We start from the raw sequence: 20,381 nt of genomic DNA on the forward strand, positions 1-20,381 counted from the left end.
AATGTGACCGAATGCGCACTTGTGGGCATGAGACAGGGAAAGGGGAAACAGAAAGGAGGAGAAAAACGCCTGTGAAAACTTTTTCGACAGGCTGATTGTTGAGATTAGTAGAGCGAGGCTGCGCCTGCAGGGCGAGTTTTAAAGCGACGATGTAACCAGAGATATTGGCTTGGAGCGCGCATAATTTCGCGTTCAATCACTTTATTCATATAGGCAGCGGCGGCCAACTCGTCATCCAACGGATAATCCAGCAGGCGAGGCTGAATAACCAGTTCGTACCCTTTACCGCACTCTTTGCGAATTAGCACCACGGTGACCATGGCGGGTTTTGCCATGCGCGCTAACATATAGGTTCCGCTAGTAGTGGCAGCTTGAGGAACGGCAAACAGCGGGGCAAATACGCTACCTTTTGGACCGTAGTCCTGATCGGGAGCGAACCATACGGCTTCACCCTGTTTTAGCGCTTTCACCATACCGCGTAAATCACGACGATCGATCATGGCTTTGTTCGAGCGTGTACGGCCCTTGGTCTGTACCCACTCCATTAATTTATTGTTGTGTGGACGATACATCGCCATCATCGGCTGGCATAAACCCATCGCGCGCCCGCCCAACTCAAGCGACATAAAATGTACGCCAATAATGAGCGCGCCACGCTGACTCTGCTGGGCACTTTGTAAATTATGCAGGCCATTGACGGTAAACCAGGATTTCACCCGTTCGTCAGACCAGAACCACGCCATGCCAGTTTCCATCAAGCCCATACCCAACGACTCAAAATTATTGATGATCCGTTTTTCGATGGTGTCAGGGCTCAAATCAGGAAAGCAGAGTTCCAGGTTGCGGCGGGTAATGCGTACGCGTCGCTTCAGGAAGCGCATTGACGTTCGACCCATCCAGGTGCCTAGCTTCTCCAGCAAAGGAAACGGAAGCTGAACCAGCATGAACAGCAGTCCCAGCCCAAACCAGGTTAACCAATACCTGGGATGTAACAGTGAGCGGGAAAATATCGGTGAGGATTTCATGATTCTCTCTTTATGCATGAGTGAGTGGAGTAGCGCATAAAGAACTGAATCAGTCGCGATACAGAACATCAGACATTGCTATGGCGCAGAAGTTGTTTGGTCGTGCCAATATTTACACAACCTGGACATTTCTGAAGGGTGGGCACAAAAAAGGCGCTGCTTGACGCGCGCCTTCCATCACGCTCATTTTAATCGCGATGAGCGGTACAAAAAACCAACACAGTTTACGTTGATTTCAGCTATTACACCATCAATTTGTTGTCGAGCGCAGTTAGTGCTGTTTGGCGGGAAGCCCCATTTTCGCAAGCGTTAAGGTTTCATCGGCACGCCCCCAGCCACCATCAGCAACCTCATCGATCAATACCATGGTGAAAGGGCGGACATCCTCACCGAAATACTCGACAAACATCGCGGTTGTTCGGTGAATGATCTCTTCTTTGCGCTCAGCATCCAGAATCCCTTCGGGAAATTTATAATTTACAAATGGCATCGTAATTCTCCTGTTGATGATGAAAAAGCGAGTCAGTCAGCCGTTCTGTCATTGGTCTGACATCGGCTGAGTAGAAGCCGAGATTACGGTTTCAATCCGTCTGAATAAATGTGTTATTTTTGACAACTTCATTCCATTTGAGATAACAATCATCATGGATCGTCTGGATGGATTAACGTTATTTGTTCGTATCGTTGAAACCGGTAGCTTTAGCCGCGCTGCGGATATGCTGGCTATTCCACGCGCGACCGCCACCTACGCTATCCAGCAACTGGAAGCGCGGCTTTCAACCCAATTGCTGGAGCGCACCACGCGTCAGGTGCGCCCAACACTGGATGGCCAAGCGTTTTATGAGCGCTGCGTCGCGATCCTCAGTGATATTGATGATGCCGAGTCATCGTTGCGTCATGTCGCGGCCAATCCACGCGGCACACTCCGGGTCGATATGAGCGGCACGCACGCGATGCGCATTGTGCTACCGCATATTGAGGCGTTTCACCAGCGTTACCCGGAGATTATGCTGGCGGTCAGCAGCGGCGATCGGCTGGTCGATCTGGTGCGCGAAGGAGTGGATTGCGTTATTCGGGCCGGGCATCCGCGAGATTCGACGCTGGTGGTGCGACGGCTGGCTTTGATGCCGCAAGTGATTTGCGCCAGTCCGGCCTATCTTGCCGCCGCTGGCGTACTCAACTCCCCCGGCGATCTGGCGCAGCACCAAGTGGTGGGCTTTATGTCTGGGGAGGGCGTAATTGATTACTCTATCGACCTGATAAACGGTGGGAAAACCGAATCTTTTACCGCCAGTGGTTGGATGGCGGTTAATGACGCTGAAAACTACGTGGTAAGTGCCTTAAGCGGTGCAGGGTTGATCCAACTGCCGCGTTTTCATGTTGAACAAGCGTTGCGTGAAGGACGGTTGGTTGAAGTGCTGGAGGGCTGGCAAAGCCCGCCAATGCCACTGTCGATACTGTATCCGTGGCGGCGGCATCTCTCCCCACGCTTACGGGTATTTATTGATTGGCTGATTGACGTCTATCGTCAACGTCTGCCTGAATGAGCGCTACCGCAGCGTTCTGTTTTAGCCGCGCGATAAATAAAAAAGGCGACTTATCTTTCGATAAAGCCGCCTTCAATCAGCAGATATACAGAAGAGAACCGTGCTAATGTTGCGCGGCATAAAGCGGAACTACGTAAGCACATCTATCCCTACATTGGGGAAATGACACTTTACGACTGTGGAACTCGTTACGGGATTTCAAGCACGAGTATTATTCGTGTTCAGGCGAATGTTACCGTCGCCGAACTGGTCAGCCGCTTTATGCTCTGGTGCGAAACGCAGGGCGAAGATATCAAAGAGACCGCCGGGAGCGTGTTTAACTGATACTTTTGCAAAATAGCCATTTGACCCGTACTACCTGTACCACATTGCCTGTAACCCGCACCCCACAAGGCTTTGAGTATGACACAGGTCATTTACTGACCTATGCCATTGCTATACCACCTGTACCATAATGAGCTAAGATGAGGTCAAATCGTTAGCAAGGAGCATATATGGATACGATTGAAGAGCTTAGCGGGACTTATTTTTACAAAGGGATGCCCAACCTCTCGGCGGGAGAATTATTCTTCTGGATATTTCTAGATAAAATTGATGAACAATACGGTATTCATGATTTAGTCGCTGTCAGTTGTATTATTCTTGGGTTACCATTACTGAAAACTCGAGCTAAACCAGGTGCGGCAACTAAGGGGACTTCGATAGCTTCCAAATTGTCCCGCCGTTATCTTGATATACATTTGCCATTCAGGCTTCCCACTATTACAAACAAAAGCATTAAACTTTTGAAGCCCATGTATGTCAATAATTTGGGGGCGTTTGTTGGAAGAACGGTGCCTGTAGTCGGCTGGCTGCTATTAGCAAATGATTTCGCCCGGATCACATTCAACACAACGACTACATATAATCGCATAGCTCGTGGTGATGATAAGGTATGGTAACTGAAAACGATGTACTCACTTTTTTTCAGGATGAGTTGCCAATATTAGGCTTGCTTCCAACTAAAGATAATGCCGTGGGAATGGATGACGTTCTTCAGGAATATACGGAACAAGAAGACTTGTTTCCTGCAATCGAGAAGTTCGAACGCCATTTCAGTGTTGATTTATCCTCAATGGATATGAGCAAGTATTATCCTTGGATAACTCCCTGGTTTTTCCGTAAATGGTTTACCAGCAAACCAGTTATTCAGACCAAAAAGCCACTTACAGTCAGGATGTTTGCCGAGTCTGCTAAAGCCGGAAAATGGATTTATGACTGAGCAACCGAATAAATAATTTTGTAGATTATTCGTACTCATGTTTACTCGTGATTGCCCCTATCTCTGATGAGGGTTTTCTTTGTATTTTTCATGTATATCTTGAGTAGTGGCACTCAGGCGTGTGCCGCAGCTGGCTGTTTGGTTTCCTTACCTTGACATGGGCTTCCTTTCCAGACGGCCACCCCATTCAACGCTGGTTTCACGTCTCAACACTTACTGACACGAGAAATCACGAGATGAAAAAATCGCTTGAACTCCACCAGGAGAAAATCGCCTTCAAAACCCAGATGCGTTCCGTCATGAATAAAGCCACTGAGGAAAAACGTAATTTGAACGCCGATGAGGGCAAACAGTTTGATGAACTGCGCGCCCAAGCCGAATCCCTTGATACTGATATTACCCGCCTTGAGGCACTGGCCGATGAAGAACGTAATCAGTCAGGCAAGCCAGCGGAATTATCTTGAGATTATCAGGAATATAAATTGCTCTAGATCACCACATTGCCGTCATGGAATAGGAAGAGTCTGTTTTGTTGTTTATAAGTGTATTGCAGGGCTTTTCCTGTTCAAACTTCTGGTGAAATATGACTGATAAATGGGCTGATTACCTTATTTCTAAAGTCCGGTATAACGATAAACACACTCACATTACCCATGTGTATGTGCACGTCGATAATGGAGACGCCGTTGGAGGAGGGACATCAGAAACACGGCAGTGGGTAGTGAATAAGATCGATAGCGGCTATACGTTTTACACCATTTTCAACGGTGATGACGGTAAGTGGAAGAAAGGTCAAAAAGTGGTCAAGGACCGTGTTAACGGGACTGATTACATTACTACTAGACCTAATGGCACATCCAAGGATAACTTAGAAAACCTTCCTGAGTACTAGACACTTTGGTTACTAAAAGCATAAAGCATCAGAATTGTTCTGGTGCTTTTTTTTCAGCCAAAGCTGTATAAACATTAATAAAAAAGGCGCTTCCCATGTCGGTTAGCGCCTTATTAAACAACAAGTTAACTGACGGTTATCAGTTCATGCCGTATTTTTTGAGTTTCTTACGCAGCGTACCACGGTTGATACCCATCATCAGGGCCGCACGAGTTTGGTTGCCACGGGTGTATTGCATCACCATGTCCAACAAAGGCTGCTCTACTTCAGCCAGTACCAGCTCATACAGGTCATTCACATCCTGACCGTTCAATTGAGCAAAATAGTTCTTCAGTGCCTGTTTGACCGAATCACGCAGTGGTTTTTGGGTAACCTGATCCTGTGAGTTAACGGTAGAAACGGTTAGTACGTCAGAATTTACGCGTTGTTCGAACATAGTTCTGTCAGCTCTTTATTTCGTTTACGCAAGTTTTTCGAAGTATGCCTCCAACGCCTCCAGCTGTTCGCTGGCATCCTCAATGGCGTTGAATGTGCGCCGAAACTGGTCGTTCGGGGCGTGCTCCTGGAGATACCAAGAGACGTGCTTTCGTGCAATACGGTATCCCTTGCGTTGACCATAAAAGTCGTGCAGTTGCCGTATGTGCTCGATAAGCAAGCGCTTAACTTCTGCCAGCGGCATCGGCGCCAGCAGCTCCCCAGTGTCCAGATAATGCTGGATTTCCCGGAAGATCCACGGTCTTCCCTGAGCAGCACGGCCTATCATCAGGGCATCAGCCCCCGTATAGTCGAGCACCGCTCTGGCTTTATGCGGGTCAGTAATGTCTCCGTTCGCGATAACCGGAATGGAAACGTTCTGCTTAACTGTCCGAATACTGTTGTACTCAGCTTCGCCGTTGAACAAACAGGCGCGCGTACGGCCATGAATGGTCAAAGCCTGAATACCGCAGCGTTCAGCCAATTGGGCAATCTCTACGCAATTGCGATTTTCCGTATCCCAGCCAGTGCGAATCTTTAAGGTGACAGGAACATCAACCGCATTCACTACCGCGGAGAGGATAGACTTCACCAAATCCGGGTATTGTAATAATGCTGAGCCTGCCATCTTGCGATTAACTTTTTTGGCCGGGCAACCCATGTTGATATCAATGACTTGAGCGCCGGATACCACGTTTATCCGTGCGGCTTGCGCCATCTCATCAGGATCGCAACCGGCAATTTGCACGGCGCGAATTCCGGGTTCGTCACTATGAACCATACGCAAACGGGACTTATCGCTCGCCCACACTTCCGGGTTTGACGACAACATCTCCGACACGGTCATCCCGGCTCCCATCTCGTAACAGAGCGTCCTGAAAGGCCTGTCGGTAATGCCGGCCATCGGCGCTGCTATCAGTCGATTACGAAGCTGGTGTTGTCCAATGCGCATGAAAAAGAAGTGACCATATCTGTTCGCAAGGCGGCGTATATTACGCATTTTTTAACGAAGATGAAAGGCCAAACTTTGAACAATTCATCATCATAGATCAATGAAAATCAGCTCAGGGCCACCGTATCGGCCATTTTACCTTTCTATACAAAGGGTTAAAAAATAACGATGAAATTGTATACAAAAATTTTTCTTTCATTGTTAACGCCAAAGCAACATAAAAGACGTCACATGCCGTGATTAACGAGACATGTGACGCTCTGATAGCGCTTTATGTAGTGAATAACGGTGTAACGCGCCGAATCATTATTCAACAATGATCCGACCATGCAAGGGTTGCAGTGGGCGATTATTGGCGTGCTTTAGCGCATTAACGAACATGCTGAGCTGTGAGGGCGATAACGTAACGTTATTGCGCATCACCAGCCAGGTTACCCCTTCGCTGCAGGGCGGCGTGGTTAGCGAACCGCTATAACGATAATAGTGTTTATCCGCCGGGAAAAGCGCGCTGAGGTTAAGCGGTTTTTGTAGCGCTTTAACGTCGTTTAACTTGGCCGGTAGGTTATTGAGAATGGCGGTGATTGCCGGATTTTCCGCCCCTTCAGTAAACATAACTGCCACTACCGCTAATTCGCCGTTTTGGTTGGCATGAACAAAGTGCGCTTCGAGTGGAAAAGTCTGCCCCTCAATACGGTTTTCGCTTGGCGTATGAAAATGAAACTGTTTGAGATGATACGCTTGGTTATCAAGCATAAAATCATCGTCATCATCGACGACGATTTGAACAGTATGACCATTATTGACGATAGACTGGCTTTTGGTGTGCAGATTAATTTCCAGCGCGGGAAGGTTGCCATTCACCGGCTGGCGAATATCAATGGGTGATTGGAATTGGCCGTTTTTACACATTTCCCAACTGGCGTTGAGATCGCCCCAGTGTTCGGGTGAGCCTTGACCTTCATATGACCAGTGGGTTGACGGCTTAGCGAGCGTGAACGGGGCAAAAAGAGAGAGTACCACGGCGACCAGATTTTTTGCTTTCATAATCCATTACATAATGAGTTAGTGATGACTCTACACGTACTGTATAGGCCCTGAAATAACCTTATTTCAGGGCTTGATTATAACGACAGTTACTAATACGCGTAAATATTACTACTATTAATAGTAAGGATAATTGATAAACAGTAAGGGTAACTAAGCGCCGCGAAGACCAGTAATGCGGCACCACTCTTCTTTCTCTTCCACCGGGTCGAGAATAAAAGCCTCGGCGTATGCTTCGCAGACGCTTTCTGCCTGGCTGGCTAAAATGCCGGAAAGCCCGAGATGACCGCCATTTTTCGGCAGCACGCGAATCAACGGCGCTAATTCACGCAGAGGGCCGGCAAGAATATTGGCGACCACGACATCAGCGCTAAGGTTGGCAGGCTGTTGATGTGGCAGATAGAGCGACAGGCGATCGTCAACGCCGTTACGCTGAGCATTATCACGGCTAGCCTGGATCGCTTGCGGATCGATATCAATCCCAATGGCCTGCGCCGCGCCAAGTTTCAGGGCCGCAATCGCCAAGATCCCAGAACCGCAGCCGAAATCGATCACCGTTTTACCTTCGAGATCGAGGCCGTCCAGCCAGGCCAGGCAAAGTGCGGTAGTCGGATGAGTACCGGTACCGAACGCCAGGCCGGGGTCGAGCATCACATTTACCGCGTTGGGATCCGGGACATCGCGCCAGCTTGGGCAGATCCAGAGACGCTTGCCAAAACGCATCGGATGAAAATTCTCCATCCATTCGCGTTCCCAATCTTTATCTTCGATCTGCTCAATCTTGTGACGAAACCCCTCGCCCAATAGCGGATGGTATTGCAAGCCGGCGACAACTTCACGCATCTCGGTTTCCGCATCAAACAAGCCAATGACATCGGTATCGCCCCATAAACGTGTTTCGCCGGGCAGCGGCTCAAATACCGGTGTGTCATGCGTATCCTGGAAGGTGACCGACACCGCCCCCTGTTCGATTAACGCATCGCCCAGCTCTTCAGCATGAGCGCCAGTGGTATTGATCTTGATTTGTATCCAAGGCATAGCAATTCTCTTTGTTTCTACAGGGTTGACGCGTCGTGTGGTGAAGCCGGCGAGCGCTCAAACTGGTTACCAATAATAAAGGCGATCAGACTGATGAGCAGAGCCGGGACAATCGGATGGAAGCCCGCGACCTGCACATTTAAACTGGCCAATAAAGTATATACCGCCGCGCCAACGATCATTCCGCTTAAGGCGCCGGCCGCATTGGCACGTTCCCAATACAACCCTAACACCAGCGGCCAGAGGAACACCGCCTCTAAGCCACCGAATGCCAGCAGGTTGAGCCAAATAATCATATCCGGTGGATTCCACGCGGCGAGCAATAGTAACAATCCAAGGATCAAGGTGACCAGACCGGAAAAATGACGTAACCGCGCCTCATTATCGATCTGTTGCGGCTGTAAGCGCAGATAGAGATCTTTGACGATGGTAGCGGAAGATTGCAAAAGTTGAGCGTTGATGGTCGACATGATCGCCGCCATTGGCGCGGCGAGAAAGATCCCGGCGGCGAACGGTGGCAGCACGGTGATCATCAGTGTTGGGATCACCAGGTCCGGTACGGTAAGGTTAGGCAGAATGGCCCGCCCTAATGCGCCCGCTAAATGCATTCCCAGCATCAGTACCGCTAACACAATGGTGCCGATAATCATGCCGCGATGCACGGCTTTGCTGTCTTTATAAGAGATGCAACGTACCGCGGTATGCGGCAGGCCGATGACGCCGAAGCAGACCAGTACTGAAAATGAAGCGAGAAAGGTGGGGTTAATAATATTATCGACGCCCTGTGGCGAAATCAGCCGTGGATCGATTTGCTGTAGTTTTGTTACGGCGGCATGCATACCGCCTGCGGCATGGATCACCGCAAATAGCAGTAAGAAGGTGCCGATCAACATCACCAGACCTTGCATCGCGTCATTCAATACGCTGGCGCGGAAGCCGCCAAAGGCGGTATAGAGCGCGATGGTGCCGCCAAAAATTAATAGCCCGGTGCTATACGGGATCCCGGCGGCTGTTTCCAGCAGGCGCGCGCCGCCAACAAATTGTACTGTCATGGCGCCGATAAAGGCGACCAGCAAGGCCAGGCTGGCCAGCCAAACCAGCAGCGGGCTGCGATAACGCGCGTAGAGCATGTCGTTGAGTGTAACCGCGTTATAGCGCCGGGCCAGAATAGCGAACTTCTTGCCTAACACACCTAACGAGAGCCACACGGTTGGCACTTGGACCATCGCCAGCAAGACCCAACCTAAACCATATTTGTAGGCGGCGCCGGGGCCGCCAATAAATGAACTGGCGCTAATATAGGTGGTGGTCAGCGTCATCGCCAGTACGAAGCCGCCCATAGAGCGGCTGCCGAGAAAATATTCTTGCAGGAAGCTGCCGCTACGGCGTTTGCGCATTGCATACACAGAGAGAAAGGCAACCAACACCAGATAGCCTAACAACGGCAGAATAACGTCGGTTTCCATGTTAATCCTCCAGTGAGATGTCGCGGAATAAGAGGCGAATCATAAGCCAGCAGAGAACAATAAACAGCAGTGGCGCAAACAGGCAGGAAAGTTCAAACCAGCGTGGTAAACCTGTTACGCCCGGAGTGTTCCCACCCAGCCAGGCGCTACCTGCCCACACGACCAGCCAGGCGATGGCGAGAAAGAGCGACCAACGCGCCTCTTTATGCGCCTGAAGAAAACGCGTATCCATAATTTGACCTTAACGGTTTACGCCGTGAGCCAGAAAGGCAAAAGGCCGGAAAAACCGGCCTTAAGCGTTACTCGCGGCGAAGATTACTTCTCTTGCAGCCCGAGTTTCTTCTCCAGATAGTGGATATTGGTTCCACCGTGCTGGAAGTTTTCGTCGGACATGATTTTCATCTGCAGTTCGACGTTAGTCTTAATACCATCAACAATCAGTTCCGCCAGCGCGTTTCTCATGCGCGCAATCGCCACATCACGATTTTCACCGTAAGTGATCAGCTTGCCGATCATGGAGTCGTAGTAAGGCGGCACGGTATAACCCGCATAAATATGCGATTCCCAACGTACGCCAAACCCGCCCGGCGCATGAAAACGGGTAATTTTACCCGGGCTCGGCAGGAACGTATTTGGATCTTCGGCGTTGATACGGCATTCAACCGCATGGCCCTTGATGGTCACTTCTTCTTGTTTGATCGACAGAGGCTGACCGGCGGCAATACGCAACTGCTCTTTGATCAAATCCACACCGGTGATCATCTCGGTAACCGGATGTTCAACCTGAATACGGGTGTTCATTTCAATGAAATAAAACTCGCCGTTTTCGTACAGGAACTCAAAAGTCCCGGCGCCGCGATAGCCGATTTCGATACAGGCTTTAGAACAACGCTCGCCGATATAGCGACGTAATTCTGCCGTGATACCTGGTGCCGGGGCTTCCTCGACCACTTTCTGATGGCGGCGTTGCATTGAGCAATCACGCTCCGCCAGATAGATGGCGTTGCCCTGACCATCCGCCAATACCTGAACTTCGATATGGCGTGGGTTTTCCAGGTACTTCTCCATGTACACCATGTCGTTGTTGAAAGCTGCTTTTGCTTCCGCCCGCGTCATGTTGATGGATTGTTCCAGGTCTTTATCACTGCGCACGACGCGCATACCACGCCCGCCGCCGCCGCCGGAAGCCTTGATGATGACCGGATAACCAATGCGCTTAGCGAAAGCGCGGTTCTTTTCCATATCATCATTAAGCGGGCCATCGGAACCGGGTACGCAAGGAACACCCGCTTTTTTCATCGCATTGATAGCGGAAACTTTATCGCCCATTAGACGAATGGTATCTGCTTTCGGGCCGATAAAAATAAAGCCGGAACGTTCAACCTGCTCGGCGAAGTCCGCATTCTCAGACAAGAAACCGTAGCCTGGGTGAATCGCCACCGCGCCGGTAATTTCCGCAGCGGAAATTAGCGCGGGAATATTCAGGTAGCTTTTTACCGACTGCGCCGGACCGATACAAACCGTCTCATCCGCCAGCAGTACGTGTTTCAGGTCGCGATCCGCGGTGGAGTGTACCGCGACGGTTTTGATGCCCAGCTCTTTACAGGCACGCAAAATGCGCAGCGCAATCTCACCACGGTTAGCAATTACAATTTTATCCAGCATGGTTCGCCTCGTTATTCGATGACGACCAGCGGCTCGTCAAATTCAACCGGTTGACCGCTTTCGACCAGGATCGCTTTCACGACACCGGATTTATCGGCTTCGATCTGGTTCATCATTTTCATTGCTTCAACGATGCACAGAGTATCGCCAGCGTTGACTTTCTGACCGACTTCCACAAATGCTTTCGCATCCGGGCTTGGCGTACGATAGAAAGTACCGACCATTGGCGAACGAACGATATGACCGCTCAGCTCAGGGGCAGACGCTTCGGCAACCGGCGCTGGCGCAGGTGCGACAGCGGTGGCCAGCGCAGGCTGCGGCTGGGGTACCGGCGCGGCATAAGCCTGCTGCATAACCGGGTAACCCATATTGGCAGGTGCACGACTGATACGAACTGACTCTTCGCCTTCAGAAATTTCCAGTTCAGCGATACCGGATTCTTCAACCAGTTCGATCAGTTTTTTAATTTTACGAATATCCATGAGTGTGGTTCCGTACTCTGTTTAATTTGAATTTGACAAGCGTTTTACCGCCGTCTGTAAAGCCCAGGAATAACCGTCGACGCCAAGTCCACAGATCACGCCGGCAGAAATATCAGAAAGATATGAGTGATGACGAAAGGGTTCACGGGCATGTACGTTGGAGAGATGCACTTCAATAAAAGGGATGCTCACCGCCAGCAGCGCATCGCGGAGCGCCACGCTGGTGTGGGTAAATGCCGCCGGGTTGATGACGATATAATCGACATTGCCTTTCGCCTCGTGAATGCGATCAATCAAAGCATATTCAGCATTAGACTGGAGATGGCTTAGCTTTACGTGCAGCGCATCCGCTTCCGCCGACAGAGAATTTACGATCTCCGTGAGCGTGGTCTTGCCATACTTCTCAGGCTCACGCGTGCCGAGAAGGTTAAGGTTGGGACCATTCAAAAGCAGAATGTGAAAATTATGCGCCATCTTGCTGCTATCTCCTGCAATAATCGAGGCAACGCGTAAAATACCTTGCGAAAGTCCATTTGTCACCCCTTCAGGAGTAAAATGGACATCACTACGCAATTGAAGCCGGGCATTATAACCATTTCGTTGCAATTCGCAGCTAAATACTGGTCTTATCTGCGAAGTTTATCAACGTGAGGGCAGGGTTAGCCTGTTGTTGTTTGCAAGATATGCGGGCCAGAACACAGAATCGGGGGCTATTTGGCGAACCATTTTAGATATTTTTTGTAGCGCCAAAGCAACAATAACGCGGCAATCAGAGCATAAATTATGGGTTGCGGTGACAAAATTTTCACTGACCAAAGGTAGTGAATCGGTGCCAAAATGGCAACCAGATAGATAAAGTTGTGCAGTTTCTGCCAGCGGCTGCCCATCTGGCGCTGTAGTTTCTGGAGGGAGGTTATTGCTAATGCCAGCAAGAGCAGCCAACTGATGATACCCAGCGTGAGGTAGGGGCGTGAAAGCAGTTCTGAACCCAGTAAATTGAGGTTACTGATCCCCAGTTCCAGCACCGAGTAGCTAATTAAGTGCAGCGTTGCCCAGGCAAAACACCACAAACCAAGCAGCCGCCGCGTTCGGATCAACAAAGGCTGTTTACCGTAACGTGCCAGCGGGGTAACCAAGAGGGTGCCGAGCAGGAATTTTAGCGCCATTCGGCCGGTAAAATGCTGAATGTCTTTCGCTGGATCGGCGCTAAACCCGCCGTGGCTGATGGCAAACAGCATCCACAATAAAGGAAGAAAACCCGCTAAATGTAACAGTCCCTTTAATAAAGTGACCTGTTTTGCGCTTAATCGCAGCCGCACTCAATAATTCTCCCGTAAATCAAGCCCGTGATAGAGCGACGCAACCTGTTCGGCATAACCATTGAAGAGTAAGGTTGGCTGGCGTTTAACGTCTAAAATACCGCTGGGGCCAATAAATCGTTCCGTCGCCTGTGACCAGCGCGGATGATCGACATGTGGATTCACGTTGGCGAAAAATCCATACTCATTCGGCGCAGATTGATTCCAGGTGGTGGGAGGTTGATTATGGGTGAGCGTAATTTTTACAATCGATTTAATGCCTTTGAAGCCATACTTCCACGGCACCGTCAGGCGGATTGGCGCACCATTTTGTGGCGGTAACCCTTTACCGTACACGCCGGTACTCAATAAGGTTAGCGGGTTCATCGCCTCATCCAGGCGTAACCCTTCGACGTAGGGATAGTGAAGGCCGCCGCCGATAAAACGATCCTGCTGGCCGGGCATTTGGTCGGGAGCATACAGGGTTTGAAAAGCGACAAACCGCGCGTTGCTGGTGGGTTGTGCGAGTGTCAGTAGTTTACCCAACTCAAACCCTACCCACGGGATCACCATCGACCAGGCTTCGACGCAACGCATCCGATAAATACGCTGTTCCATCGGGAAACGCTTAAAAATATCATCCATATCCAGCGTCAGCGGTTTGGCCACTTCACCATCAATCTGGATTTTCCAGTCGGTGGTTTTCAGGCTACTGGCATTCGCTGCCGGATCGGCTTTGTCTTGGCCGAACTCATAGAAGTTGTTATAGCCGGCAACCTTATTTTCTGGAGTAAGGGTAAGCTTCGCCTGCCATTGTGCCGGTTTACTGTAATGCAGGGGTGGGCCAGGCGGCGCAGGAGGGCGGTCATTCCCTTTAAACCAGGAGAGGAGATCGGCGTGCGCGACGGTGGGTAATGACAAGGCCGCCGCGCTCAGACCTAAGTTTTTGATAATTTCCCGGCGCTGTTGATTGAAGATGCTTTCCGGCGTTACGTCTGCTTCGGTCAGCTTATTGACGGGCTTCATTCACTGTATCCTCTGGCACGTTTTCAGGCATGAATACATCCTCTCACGTCGAAGAGACCGCCGAAAAACCGGGGTTCAGATTATGCATCTTCGCACTACCGATAACTTACGCTATTTTTACTAAAGTTCGACCGGTGTTTTCATTACGTAGCAACTTTTGCGCGGCTTCAATGGCGCCGGTCAGTGGAACTTCACGTGTGACCTGTTGATAAAAGCTCGCGGGCAGCGTTTTCACCAATCGCTTCCAGGCTTCGATACGACGCGCCGTCGTTACGCTGACTGAGTCAACACCCTGTAGGCGGACATTGCGTAAAATAAATGGCATTACGGTGGTAGGTAACGCGAAGCCGCCCGCCAAACCACACGCGGCGACCACGCCGGAATAGTTTATGCGCGCCAACACGCTCGCCAATACTTTGTCGCCGACGGTATCAATCGCGCCGGCCCATTGCTGTTTCTCTAACGGGCGTGTTTCTTGGGTAAATTCATCACGAGAAAGAAGGGTGGTTGCGCCCAACTGTTTCAGCAAGCTATGGGTGCTTTCGCGCCCGCTCACGGCCGCCACACGGTAGCCGAGCGCCGAGAGCAACGTTACGGCGGTGCTTCCTACGCCGCCGCTGGCACCGGTAACCAGCACCTCGCCGCTAGCGGGCGTGAGGCCGCCGTCTTCCAGCGCCATGACACAAAGCATCGCGGTCAGACCGGCAGTGCCGATAATCATTGCTTTACGGGCATCCAACCCTTCCGGCATCGGCACCAGCCAGTCACCATTGACGCGAGCCTGTTGCGCTAAGCCGCCCCAGTGGCTTTCCCCCACGCCCCAGCCGGTTAAAAGAACCGATTGTCCGACATGAAAGCGCGGATCTTCGCTGTGGTGTATGGTTCCGGCAAAATCGATACCCGGCACCATCGGGAACTGGCGAATAATTTTACCTTTGCCCGTAATGGCTAATGCATCCTTATAGTTGATGCCAGACCAGCTTACATCTACGGTAACATTTCCTGCCGGTAAGGCCGCGCTATCAAGAGCCTTGACGGCTGCCTGTGTTTTGCCCTCGTGTTGTTCAAGCACCAATGCCTGCATGGGAATCTCCTGAAATTGAGAAGGTGTGCGGATAAAAAACGTCTTTAGCGACTATACTCGCCAAAATCTATTGCGATCTGACTAACAGCAAATAATTACCCGATGGGGTATGTTATTTTGCCTGCTAGTGGTGTTTCAGCCCGAAGCATCATGCTCTTTCGCGGTCATTAACAATTTGGCGCTACGCTTTTGAACGTTAATGACGTTTTCATAACCGCAGTTAAAAGGCACAGGGATGCGATTAACGACCAAACTTTCTGCGTTTATCGGTTTATTCAGCGCACTGGCAATACTCTTAATGCTAGTCGGTTGTGCGTTTAGTTTCTTTTACCTGAATCGTGAACATGTGGGGCAGCGCGTGCAGACGCTGGCCACGGGTATCGATCAGGCTTTAATTCAGCAGCCCCTTGATCAGTTAACTCCGTGGCTAACCAAAGTCATGCCGCCGCTTGGCATTGAGAAACTGGATATTGTTGACCAAAACAGCACCCTATTTACATTGTCGCGTCACCAGAATGCATTAATCGATGACGTACCCAATCGCTTTCGCGACTACCATGTTAAATTGCTACACCATCCGGAACTCAGCGTTCATATCGTATTGCTTGACCCGGCCAACACTTGGTTTCGCTCCTATATTGGCGCGTCGACGGTTGCCGTGGTGCTATTGGTGGTACTGGTCATGGCGGTTTTGATGCTATTGACTCACCGTTGGCTCTATCGACAACTGCGTGGAATGGAGAGCCTTGAGGCGCGTGCGGAAAAGGTTATTACCGGAGAGCGCGCCAGCGTTGGGCGAGGTTCAATTCATGAGTGGCCACCAAAAGCCAGTAGTGCGCTTGATTTGTTGCTGGGGGATTTACAAGCCGCCAGTGAGCAACGCATCCGTCTGGATACCTTAATCCGTGCTTTCGCAGCTCAGGATGCCAAAACCGGCTTGAATAACCGACTGTTCTTCGATAACCAGTTAGCCACCCTGATGGAGGACGCGGAAAATGCCGGGGCGCACGGTGTGGTGATGATGATCCGCCTGCCCGATTTTGATCTGTTACGTGAACGCTGGGGGCATCCTGCGGTGCAGGATTATTTGTTCGCCTTAGTTAATATGCTCTCGACATTTGTGATGCGTTATCCCGGCGCGTTATTGGCACGCTACTTCCGTAGCGACTTCACCGTGTTACTACCCCATCGCACCTTAAAGGATGCGGGCAGCATTGCCGCGCAATTGATTAACGCCGTTGATTCGCTGCCGCCTACGCAAATGTTAGATCGTCAGGATATGATTCATATTGGTATTACTCCCTGGCGTAGCGGGCAGAGTACGCAGCAGGTGATGGAAAATGTAGAGTTAGCCACACGCCATGCAACGTTGCAGGGCGGAAATAGTTGGTCGGTTGGCGATGGCAGTGAAAATGATAATGGGCGCGGTAGCGTAAAATGGCGCACACTGCTGGAAAATACCCTGAATCGCGGCGGGCCAAGGCTATACCAGAAACCCGCAATCATGCGAGATGGCGCGGTCCACCATCGTGAAATCATGGCGCGTATCTTTGATGGCGAAAAAGAGCTGTTAGCCGCCGAGTTTACGCCATTGGTTCAACAACTGGGTCTGGCCGAAGCTTGGGACCGGCAGATGGTTTCGCGAATTATCGCCTTATCACACGCCTGGCCGCAGGAAACGCTAGCCCTGCCGGTGATGGTTGACTCATTATTACAGCGCTCTTTCTTGAGCTGGCTACGCGATATGTTGCTGCAATGCACTAAATCGCAAAGAAAACGCTTTTTATTTGAACTTGCTGAAGCAGATGTGTGTCAACACATCAATCGTTTGTCAGCGGTGTTTCGTTTGCTGCATGGCTTTGGTTGTCGCGTGGCGATAAATCAGGCTGGGCTCACGGTGGTGAGTACCAGCTACGTTATGCAGCCTGGCGTCGAGATGATTAAGTTGCATCCCGGATTGGTGCGTAATATTGATCGCCGTACCGAGAACCAACTGTTTGTAAAAAGTTTGCTTGAGGTGTGTAAAACCACGCCCGCCCGGGTGTTCGCCACTGGCGTGCGCAGCAAAGCCGAGTGGTTGACGTTGTCGGAGTTGGGGATTGGCGGCGGTCAGGGTGACTTTTTAGCGGCCTCACAACCCGTTAACAGCAATGTGAAAAAATATTCGCAAAGAGTGCGCGTTTAACCTGCCGTTGGCGGTGATTTCACGTAGAATGGCCGCGCGGTGGTGGTGCCGGCAGCGGTTTTACCTCGGTCAGCCGATGTAATACAGAAAATGTTAAAATTTATGACAGTTATATCCGCTTACCAGCCAAATTTGCCGGTTTGTAGCCGATTTTTAGGCGGAATCTTGTTGCTTCGCTTTTGTGGCTTCGCAACAAGCGCGTGATAGCGCAATTTTTCACCGAAGTAGAACGTTTTTGCGCCTTGTAGCTGCTTCGTGTGGTTGGTAAAGTAGGCGGATTTTATTTTCCGCCCCCAGCTTGCAGGATTATCCTTTAGTATGTTTAAAAAATTTCGTGGCATGTTTTCCAACGACTTGTCCATTGATCTGGGTACCGCGAATACCCTGATTTATGTGAAGGGACAGGGCATTGTACTGAATGAGCCCTCTGTCGTGGCTATCCGCCAGGATCGTGCCGGTTCCCCTAAAAGCGTAGCGGCTGTCGGTCATGACGCTAAGCAGATGCTTGGCCGTACGCCGGGTAATATTGCCGCTATTCGCCCGATGAAAGATGGCGTGATTGCCGATTTTTTTGTGACCGAGAAAATGCTGCAGCATTTTATCAAGCAGGTTCACAGCAACAGTTTTATGCGCCCCAGTCCGCGTGTGCTGGTGTGCGTGCCCGTGGGCGCCACGCAGGTTGAGCGCCGCGCGATTCGTGAATCGGCGCAAGGCGCTGGCGCACGTGAAGTGTTCTTAATTGAAGAGCCGATGGCCGCTGCGATTGGCGCAGGGCTGCCGGTTTCTGAAGCGACCGGTTCCATGGTGGTAGATATTGGCGGCGGCACTACCGAAGTCGCGGTTATCTCGCTCAACGGCGTGGTTTACTCCTCGTCTGTCCGTATTGGCGGCGATCGTTTTGATGAAGCTATTATTAACTATGTGCGCCGTAACTATGGTTCGTTGATTGGTGAAGCCACCGCTGAACGTATTAAACATGAGATCGGTTCCGCTTATCCGGGCGATGAAGTTCGCGAAATTGAAGTTCGCGGTCGTAATCTGGCGGAAGGTGTACCGCGCGGTTTCACTCTTAATTCTAACGAAATCCTTGAAGCGTTGCAGGAGCCGTTGACCGGTATCGTGAGCGCGGTAATGGTGGCGCTGGAACAGTGCCCGCCAGAGTTGGCGTCGGACATTTCGGAACGCGGTATGGTGCTTACCGGTGGGGGAGCGTTGTTACGCAACCTGGATCGTTTGCTGATGGAAGAGACCGGGATTCCGGTTGTGGTGGCAGAAGATCCGCTAACCTGCGTTGCGCGCGGGGGCGGTAAAGCGTTGGAAATGATCGACATGCACGGCGGCGATTTGTTCAGCGAAGAATAATCTGCCTGAGACAAGGGAGTGTTTGGCAAAACCATCACTCCCTTTTCTTGTTGTCGAGGAATACGCAGAGTTTATGAAGCCGATTTTTAGCAGGGGGCCATCCCTGCAACTACGCCTTTTTTTGGCGGTTATTGTGGCGATTGGCATTATTGTTGCCGACAGTCATATGGGGTCATTCACCCGGATCCGCAACTATATGGACACCGCGGTTAGCCCATTCTATTTTCTGTCCGATGGGCCGCAACGCGTTCTGGACAGCATTTCTGATTCTCTGGCTTCTCGCCAGCAGCTTGAGCGGGAAAACACAGCGTTACATCGTGAACTCTTTCTGAAAAATAGCGAACTGTTGATGCTGGGCCAGTATAAGCAGGAAAACGCGCGCCTACGTGAGTTACTTGGCTCGCCGTTACGTCAGGATGAGCACAAAATGGTCACGCGCGTGATCTCTACCGGTACCGACCCGTACACCGATCAGGTGGTGATTGATAAAGGCAGCCTTAACGGTGTCTATGAAGGCCAGCCGGTGATTAGCGATAAAGGCGTGGTTGGGCAGGTTATCGCGGTGGGCAAAGTTTCCAGCCGGGTGTTGCTGATATGCGACGCTTCGCACGCTTTACCGATACAGGTGCTGCGTAATGACATTCGGGTTATCGCGGCAGGTAATGGCTGTACCGAAGATCTTCAACTGGAGCATTTGCCAGGGAACACCGATATTCGCGTGGGAGATGTGTTGGTCACTTCCGGGCTCGGCGGTCGTTTCCCGGAAGGGTATCCGGTTGCGGTGGTCTCGTCGGTGAAAGTGGACACTCAGCGTGCCTATACCGTCATTCAGGCTCGTCCAACCGCCGGGTTGCAACGCCTGCGTTATTTGTTATTGCTGTGGGGGGCCGATCGTAACGGTGCAATGCCAATGGCGCCGGACGAAGTTCACCGGGTCGCCAACGAACGCCTGATGCAGATGATGCCGCAAGTTTTACCCCCAGCGGGTGAAATGGGGCCGCCGGCACCGCCCTCTGCCGATCCTACGGGGGGGACCGCGCCAGCAAGTAATGGCGCGCCGGCGTCGCCTGCCCGTGGAGGCCAGCCTTGAGTAGCTACCGCAGTCATGGTCGATGGGTGATCTGGCTCTCTTTCCTCGTCGCCCTGGTGCTGCAAATTATGCCGTGGCCGGAACAGATCTATATGTTTCGGCCATCGTGGTTGCTGCTGATTCTCATCTATTGGGTTTTAGCATTACCGCATCGGGTGAACGTTGGCACGGGCTTTCTGCTCGGTGCGATTATGGATCTTATCTCCGGCTCAACGCTGGGCGTGCGCGCGCTGGCGCTGAGTATTGTTGCCTACCTGGTCGCATTCAAATTTCAGCTTTTCCGTAACCTTGCGTTGTGGCAGCAGGCTTTAATGGTTATGGTGTTATCGTTAGCAATGGATGTGATTGTTTTCTGGGCTGAATTCCTGGTGATTAATGTCTCATTCAGGCCGGAAATTTTTTGGAGTAGCATCATCGACGGCATTTTGTGGCCCTGGCTATTCTTACTAATGAGAAAAATTCGCCGTCAGTTCGCAGTTCAATAAGGACG

Annotated in this window: 22 protein-coding genes and 2 pseudogenes; 10 read left to right on the forward strand and 14 right to left on the reverse strand. The window is 51.0% G+C overall.

Going from position 1 to position 20,381, the window contains the following annotated elements; all coding sequences use genetic code 11:
• Positions 1–104 precede the first annotated feature (104 nt).
• Entirely contained in the window at positions 105–1,025 is a 921-nt protein-coding gene (gene lpxP / locus PMPD1_RS02175; protein ID WP_173632503.1) for a kdo(2)-lipid IV(A) palmitoleoyltransferase, read from the reverse strand.
• 271 nt (positions 1,026–1,296) lie between these two features.
• A complete protein-coding gene (locus PMPD1_RS02180) occupies positions 1,297–1,515 on the reverse strand; it encodes a tautomerase family protein (protein WP_173632504.1) in 219 nt (72 codons plus the stop codon).
• A gap of 154 nt (positions 1,516–1,669) precedes the next feature.
• On the opposite strand from PMPD1_RS02180, the gene PMPD1_RS02185 reads away from it, so the two are divergent.
• From PMPD1_RS02185 to PMPD1_RS02210, 6 genes and pseudogenes are all read left to right on the forward strand, one after another.
• Positions 1,670–2,572, forward strand: coding sequence for a LysR family transcriptional regulator (locus PMPD1_RS02185; RefSeq protein WP_173632505.1), 903 nt, complete (start codon positions 1,670–1,672; stop codon positions 2,570–2,572).
• 75 nt (positions 2,573–2,647) lie between these two features.
• A pseudogene (locus PMPD1_RS02190) lies at positions 2,648–2,764 on the forward strand (hypothetical protein); the annotation flags it as partial.
• 302 nt (positions 2,765–3,066) lie between these two features.
• Positions 3,067–3,513 (forward strand): STM2901 family protein, encoded by a 447-nt coding sequence (locus tag PMPD1_RS02195; protein ID WP_173632506.1) that lies wholly within the window; start codon positions 3,067–3,069, stop codon positions 3,511–3,513.
• Positions 3,507–3,833, forward strand: a complete 327-nt coding sequence (locus tag PMPD1_RS02200; RefSeq protein WP_173632507.1) for a DUF1493 family protein — start codon at positions 3,507–3,509, stop codon at positions 3,831–3,833. The genes PMPD1_RS02195 and PMPD1_RS02200 overlap by 7 nt, the downstream gene beginning before the upstream one ends.
• 236 nt (positions 3,834–4,069) lie before the next feature.
• Positions 4,070–4,288: pseudogene (locus tag PMPD1_RS02205) on the forward strand (phage major capsid protein); the annotation flags it as partial.
• 128 nt (positions 4,289–4,416) lie between these two features.
• Positions 4,417–4,725 (forward strand): DUF3892 domain-containing protein, encoded by a 309-nt coding sequence (locus PMPD1_RS02210; protein WP_173632508.1) that lies wholly within the window; start codon positions 4,417–4,419, stop codon positions 4,723–4,725.
• Positions 4,726–4,864: 139 nt separating this feature from the next.
• Here the strand turns inward: PMPD1_RS02210 and fis are convergent, their stop codons facing one another.
• From fis to acuI, 12 genes are all read right to left on the reverse strand, one after another.
• Complete coding sequence (fis, locus tag PMPD1_RS02215) at positions 4,865–5,161, reverse strand: DNA-binding transcriptional regulator Fis (protein WP_000462905.1); 297 nt, start codon at positions 5,159–5,161, stop codon at positions 4,865–4,867.
• Positions 5,162–5,185: 24 nt separating this feature from the next.
• Positions 5,186–6,151, reverse strand: a complete 966-nt coding sequence (gene dusB / locus PMPD1_RS02220; protein WP_173636083.1) for a tRNA dihydrouridine synthase DusB — start codon at positions 6,149–6,151, stop codon at positions 5,186–5,188.
• A 306-nt stretch (positions 6,152–6,457) separates the two neighbouring features.
• Positions 6,458–7,195 carry a carbonic anhydrase gene (locus PMPD1_RS02225; protein WP_173632509.1) on the reverse strand — a complete coding sequence of 246 codons (738 nt, stop codon included), beginning with the start codon at positions 7,193–7,195 and terminating at the stop codon, positions 6,458–6,460.
• A gap of 153 nt (positions 7,196–7,348) precedes the next feature.
• Positions 7,349–8,233 carry a 50S ribosomal protein L11 methyltransferase gene (gene prmA / locus PMPD1_RS02230; RefSeq protein WP_173632510.1) on the reverse strand — a complete coding sequence of 295 codons (885 nt, stop codon included), beginning with the start codon at positions 8,231–8,233 and terminating at the stop codon, positions 7,349–7,351.
• Between the two features lie 17 nt (positions 8,234–8,250).
• Positions 8,251–9,699 carry a sodium/pantothenate symporter gene (panF, locus tag PMPD1_RS02235; protein WP_173632511.1) on the reverse strand — a complete coding sequence of 483 codons (1,449 nt, stop codon included), beginning with the start codon at positions 9,697–9,699 and terminating at the stop codon, positions 8,251–8,253.
• Position 9,700: 1 nt separating this feature from the next.
• Positions 9,701–9,931 (reverse strand): YhdT family protein, encoded by a 231-nt coding sequence (locus tag PMPD1_RS02240; protein WP_173632512.1) that lies wholly within the window; start codon positions 9,929–9,931, stop codon positions 9,701–9,703.
• 83 nt (positions 9,932–10,014) lie between these two features.
• Positions 10,015–11,364 carry an acetyl-CoA carboxylase biotin carboxylase subunit gene (gene accC / locus PMPD1_RS02245; RefSeq protein ID WP_173632513.1) on the reverse strand — a complete coding sequence of 450 codons (1,350 nt, stop codon included), beginning with the start codon at positions 11,362–11,364 and terminating at the stop codon, positions 10,015–10,017.
• An 11-nt stretch (positions 11,365–11,375) separates the two neighbouring features.
• Complete coding sequence (accB, locus tag PMPD1_RS02250) at positions 11,376–11,846, reverse strand: acetyl-CoA carboxylase biotin carboxyl carrier protein (RefSeq protein WP_173632514.1); 471 nt, start codon at positions 11,844–11,846, stop codon at positions 11,376–11,378.
• 21 nt (positions 11,847–11,867) lie between these two features.
• Positions 11,868–12,320 (reverse strand): type II 3-dehydroquinate dehydratase, encoded by a 453-nt coding sequence (gene aroQ, locus PMPD1_RS02255; RefSeq protein ID WP_173632515.1) that lies wholly within the window; start codon positions 12,318–12,320, stop codon positions 11,868–11,870.
• 236 nt (positions 12,321–12,556) lie between these two features.
• Positions 12,557–13,159, reverse strand: coding sequence for a protein-methionine-sulfoxide reductase heme-binding subunit MsrQ (gene msrQ, locus PMPD1_RS02260; RefSeq protein ID WP_173636084.1), 603 nt, complete (start codon positions 13,157–13,159; stop codon positions 12,557–12,559).
• Positions 13,160–13,165: 6 nt separating this feature from the next.
• Entirely contained in the window at positions 13,166–14,170 is a 1,005-nt protein-coding gene (gene msrP / locus PMPD1_RS02265; RefSeq protein WP_173632516.1) for a protein-methionine-sulfoxide reductase catalytic subunit MsrP, read from the reverse strand.
• Positions 14,171–14,276: 106 nt separating this feature from the next.
• Positions 14,277–15,254 (reverse strand): acrylyl-CoA reductase (NADPH), encoded by a 978-nt coding sequence (gene acuI / locus PMPD1_RS02270; RefSeq protein ID WP_173632517.1) that lies wholly within the window; start codon positions 15,252–15,254, stop codon positions 14,277–14,279.
• Positions 15,255–15,489: 235 nt separating this feature from the next.
• Between acuI and csrD the strand changes: the two genes are divergently transcribed.
• The 4 genes from csrD (at position 15,490) to mreD (ending at position 20,376) form a co-directional block, all read left to right on the forward strand.
• Positions 15,490–17,439, forward strand: a complete 1,950-nt coding sequence (csrD, locus tag PMPD1_RS02275; RefSeq protein WP_173632518.1) for an RNase E specificity factor CsrD — start codon at positions 15,490–15,492, stop codon at positions 17,437–17,439.
• A gap of 318 nt (positions 17,440–17,757) precedes the next feature.
• A complete protein-coding gene (gene mreB, locus PMPD1_RS02280) occupies positions 17,758–18,801 on the forward strand; it encodes a rod shape-determining protein MreB (RefSeq protein WP_003855260.1) in 1,044 nt (347 codons plus the stop codon).
• Between the two features lie 73 nt (positions 18,802–18,874).
• A complete protein-coding gene (gene mreC / locus PMPD1_RS02285) occupies positions 18,875–19,891 on the forward strand; it encodes a rod shape-determining protein MreC (RefSeq protein ID WP_173632519.1) in 1,017 nt (338 codons plus the stop codon).
• Positions 19,888–20,376 carry a rod shape-determining protein MreD gene (gene mreD / locus PMPD1_RS02290; protein ID WP_173632520.1) on the forward strand — a complete coding sequence of 163 codons (489 nt, stop codon included), beginning with the start codon at positions 19,888–19,890 and terminating at the stop codon, positions 20,374–20,376. The genes mreC and mreD overlap by 4 nt, the downstream gene beginning before the upstream one ends.
• Positions 20,377–20,381 lie beyond the last annotated feature (5 nt).

This window comes from Paramixta manurensis, assembly GCF_013285385.1.
GTDB classification, from domain to species: Bacteria; Pseudomonadota; Gammaproteobacteria; order Enterobacterales; family Enterobacteriaceae; genus Paramixta; species Paramixta manurensis.

Coding starts and splice junctions, on each gene's coding strand:
- lpxP (WP_173632503.1), bottom strand. CDS start 1,025: ATGAAATCCTCACCGATATTTTCCCGCTCACTGTTACATCCCAGGTAT.
- PMPD1_RS02180 (WP_173632504.1), bottom strand. CDS start 1,515: ATGCCATTTGTAAATTATAAATTTCCCGAAGGGATTCTGGATGCTGAG.
- PMPD1_RS02185 (WP_173632505.1), top strand. CDS start 1,670: ATGGATCGTCTGGATGGATTAACGTTATTTGTTCGTATCGTTGAAACC.
- PMPD1_RS02195 (WP_173632506.1), top strand. CDS start 3,067: ATGGATACGATTGAAGAGCTTAGCGGGACTTATTTTTACAAAGGGATG.
- PMPD1_RS02200 (WP_173632507.1), top strand. CDS start 3,507: ATGGTAACTGAAAACGATGTACTCACTTTTTTTCAGGATGAGTTGCCA.
- PMPD1_RS02210 (WP_173632508.1), top strand. CDS start 4,417: ATGACTGATAAATGGGCTGATTACCTTATTTCTAAAGTCCGGTATAAC.
- fis (WP_000462905.1), bottom strand. CDS start 5,161: ATGTTCGAACAACGCGTAAATTCTGACGTACTAACCGTTTCTACCGTT.
- dusB (WP_173636083.1), bottom strand. CDS start 6,151: ATGCGCATTGGACAACACCAGCTTCGTAATCGACTGATAGCAGCGCCG.
- PMPD1_RS02225 (WP_173632509.1), bottom strand. CDS start 7,195: ATGAAAGCAAAAAATCTGGTCGCCGTGGTACTCTCTCTTTTTGCCCCG.
- prmA (WP_173632510.1), bottom strand. CDS start 8,233: ATGCCTTGGATACAAATCAAGATCAATACCACTGGCGCTCATGCTGAA.
- panF (WP_173632511.1), bottom strand. CDS start 9,699: ATGGAAACCGACGTTATTCTGCCGTTGTTAGGCTATCTGGTGTTGGTT.
- PMPD1_RS02240 (WP_173632512.1), bottom strand. CDS start 9,931: ATGGATACGCGTTTTCTTCAGGCGCATAAAGAGGCGCGTTGGTCGCTC.
- accC (WP_173632513.1), bottom strand. CDS start 11,364: ATGCTGGATAAAATTGTAATTGCTAACCGTGGTGAGATTGCGCTGCGC.
- accB (WP_173632514.1), bottom strand. CDS start 11,846: ATGGATATTCGTAAAATTAAAAAACTGATCGAACTGGTTGAAGAATCC.
- aroQ (WP_173632515.1), bottom strand. CDS start 12,320: ATGGCGCATAATTTTCACATTCTGCTTTTGAATGGTCCCAACCTTAAC.
- msrP (WP_173632516.1), bottom strand. CDS start 14,170: ATGAAGCCCGTCAATAAGCTGACCGAAGCAGACGTAACGCCGGAAAGC.
- acuI (WP_173632517.1), bottom strand. CDS start 15,254: ATGCAGGCATTGGTGCTTGAACAACACGAGGGCAAAACACAGGCAGCC.
- csrD (WP_173632518.1), top strand. CDS start 15,490: ATGCGATTAACGACCAAACTTTCTGCGTTTATCGGTTTATTCAGCGCA.
- mreB (WP_003855260.1), top strand. CDS start 17,758: ATGTTTAAAAAATTTCGTGGCATGTTTTCCAACGACTTGTCCATTGAT.
- mreC (WP_173632519.1), top strand. CDS start 18,875: ATGAAGCCGATTTTTAGCAGGGGGCCATCCCTGCAACTACGCCTTTTT.